The sequence below is a fragment of the Microbacterium sp. HMWF026 genome (genome assembly GCF_003061325.1).
GTDB classification, from domain to species: domain Bacteria; phylum Actinomycetota; class Actinomycetes; order Actinomycetales; family Microbacteriaceae; genus Microbacterium; species Microbacterium testaceum_E.
In genome coordinates this window covers 1-2,988 of sequence record NZ_QAJB01000228.1, presented here as the reverse complement: position 1 = coordinate 2,988, position 2,988 = coordinate 1, and the positions used below count along the sequence as shown (strand labels likewise).

Annotated in this window: 2 protein-coding genes; both read left to right on the top strand. The window is 73.1% G+C overall.

What is annotated here, in order from left to right:
• On the top strand, positions 1-2,261 hold a 2,261-nt coding region (locus DBR36_RS09245; protein ID WP_108318759.1), incomplete at its 5' end, for a transglutaminase domain-containing protein.
• Positions 2,258-2,988 (top strand): DUF5684 domain-containing protein (locus DBR36_RS09240; protein WP_258222685.1); only part of this gene is annotated, 731 nt, incomplete at its 3' end. The genes DBR36_RS09245 and DBR36_RS09240, both read left to right, overlap by 4 nt.

Below are 2,988 nucleotides of genomic sequence, written 5' to 3'. Positions count from 1 at the left end.
TCGCCGCTCTGTGCGTCCCTCTCGCCGTGCCCTCGCGCCTGACATCTCCGCTCGACGTGCTGCGCGGTCTCGGAGAGTCGTTCGGGGGTCTCCTCGTGGCGTGGAAGGATCTCGTCACCGTCGACCTTCCGGTCGGCACCTACCGGAATCTGCTCGTCCCTGCCCTGGTGGTCTTCCTCGTCGGTACCGCCGCGACGCTCGCGCTCGCGGTGCGGACGGACCGACTCGCGGTCGCCGCGGTCGTCCCGGGGCTCGCGATGACCGGGTTCGGACTGTTCTTCGGCCGCACGGGAACGAGTGCCCCGCTCGCGCTCGGACCGATCGTCCTGTCCGCACCTGTCGAGACGGGGGTGGGCCTGGGCGCCCTGTTCGCGGCCGTGCTGTGGCTGTCGTGGCGCGCCCGCGACGAACGCGGCCGGGCCCTCGAGCGGGCGAGCGAGGTCTCGGCCGTCGCGACCGGTCGTGGCTCTTCGGCGACGGACCGCCGCCGCCACGCGCTGGGCGCAGGGATGCTCGTGGTGGCCGTCGTCGCGACGGTGACGGTGGTGCCCGCTCTGGCCCGTGACGCGGATCGTCAGGTCCTGCGGTCGGCCGCGGGCCCCGAGCGGCAGATCGCCGAGGCGGTCAGTCCGCTCGCCGAATACCGGTCGATGTTCTCGGATGCCCGCTCCGACGACGTCCTGTTCCGGGTGAGCGGCGGCGACGCCCTCCCCGAGCGCATCCGCATCGCGACACTCGACACCTACGACGGAGAGGTGTTCCGCGCCTCCGGCGACGAGGGTGGCGGTTTCGTCCGCCTCCCCTCCTCTCGGGACGCCGGGCAGGGGCGTACCGTCCAGGCCGACATCGACATCGTCGATCTGAGCGGGATCTGGATGCCGACCGCCGGTCGGCTATCGTCCGCGGCATTCGAGGGGGATCGCCGAGCGGTCCTCGCCGACCGCTTCTACTACAGCGCCGAGGCCGAGGCGGGGGTGCAGATCGCCGACGGCGGGCTGCGGAGCGGTGATGCGTACCGCCTGTCCGCGGTGGAGCCCTCGACCGACGACCTGACGGCGCTGCGTCCGCCCGGCGACGCCGCGGGGGTTGCCGGCGGCGACAACCTGCGCCGGTGGGTCGAGGAGCACGCCGCGGGCTCCGACGGCGCAGCCCTGCAGGCGCTGGTCCAGCTGCTCCGAGAGCGCGGATACCTCAGTCACAGCCTCGCCCCCGAAGGGGCGGCGCCTCCGGCGTGGACGGCGGACCTGCCGGGATACCAGCTGCAGCCCAGCGCGTCCGGACACTCCCTCGCGCGCGTCGACCGCATGTTCGAGCGGCTCCTCGAACGCGAGGACGACCCACGCGCCGCGGCCTCCGACAACTACGTCGCGGCGGTCGGCGACGACGAGCAGTTCGCCGTCGCCACCGCGCTGATCGCGCACGAGCTGGGGTTCCCCGCGCGTGTGGTCGTGGGGACGCGTCTGTCATCGCCGGACAGCGCCCTCGCCACCTGCGACGCGGGGGAGTGTCGGGCGCGCGATCTGAGCGCGTGGACCGAGGTGCGCGGTGACGACGGGCGGTGGGTCGCGGTCGATGTCACTCCGCAGTACGAGAAGTCGCCGAGTCTCGAGGTCACGCAGCAGCAGGATCCCGAGAACGTCACCGAGGTTCGTCCCGACACCGTCGACGAGGTCGTCCCGCCGGAGCCGGTGCAGGAGGACAACTCGCTCGACGACGACGCGCGGACGGACGACTCCCTCGACCTGGCATGGCTGTGGTCGGCTCTGCGGATCTCCGGGGTGGTGCTGGCCGTCCTGCTGATCCTCATCGGTCCGTTCCTCGCCGTGATCGTGGCCAAGATGGTCCGCCGCCGTGGCCGTCGTCGCGACCCCGACCCGCGTTCCGCGATCGCGGGCGGCTGGGACGAGTACGTCGACGCGGGCGTCGATTCCGGCCGCTCGGTGCCCCGCTCGCCCACGCGCCGAGAGGTCGCCGCGGCCTTCGCGACCCCGTCGGGCGTGCGCCTGGCCGACGACGCCGATCGCGCCGTCTTCTCGTCCGCCGACGTCGGCGCGGACGAGGTCTCGGCCTTCTGGCGGATCGTCGACGAGGAACGGCGCGCGATGACCCGTCAGCGAGGCTTCTGGCGTCGCGTGCGCGCGGCCCTATCGTTGAGATCGTTCCTGCGGTTCCTCGCCCCGCGCCGTTCGCGGCGGGGGACGCCGCACCGCGACGAGAGGGGGAAGCGTCCCACCGCACCGGGGGGTCGCGAGACGACATGACCGAATCGACCATGGTGGTTCTGCAGGCGACGTCGTTCGCCCTCGTCGTCGTGCTGTACGTGTGGTTCGCCCTCGCCCTCGCGGCCGTGTTCGCCAAGATGGGGGAGCCGGCGTGGAAGGCGTGGATCCCCGTCTACAACGTCGCGACGATCCTCCGCCTCGGCGGGTTCTCGCCGTGGCTCGTGCTGCTCAACATCGTCCCGATCTTCGGACTCATCGCCTTCGTCGCGGTCTACGTCGTCGCGGTGCACCGCATCACGACCTCCTTCGGAGCGGGTGCGGGCATGACGGTGGTCGGAGCGCTGTTCCCGATCGTCTGGGCGAGCATCCTCGGCTGGGGCTCTGCGCGCTGGGAGGGTGGCATCCGCCGCTCCGAGGCGCCGGATGAGGAATCCGCCCCCGTCCGGCGCGGACGCGACTTCGACGGCCCCTACGTCCCCCTCATCGGCGGATGGACGCCGGGCCCGGCCGTGAGCTCCGAGCCGTCGGACGTCGCGCGGTCCCACGACGCGGCATCCGGTCTCGACGATCTCGGCTTCGCGCGCGAGCGCGCCCACGATCCGGACGGCCAGCGGCCCGCGGCCGTCTCCGAGCCGGTCGTGCTCCCCTTCGCCGCCCCCACCGGTTCGCTCGCGGATGCCGTGCCCTCCACCAGCGACTGGGCGCCTCCCGCGGATCCGCGGCCGGTCACGCCCCGCGACGACGTCGCTCCCGCGCCCACCGCGGC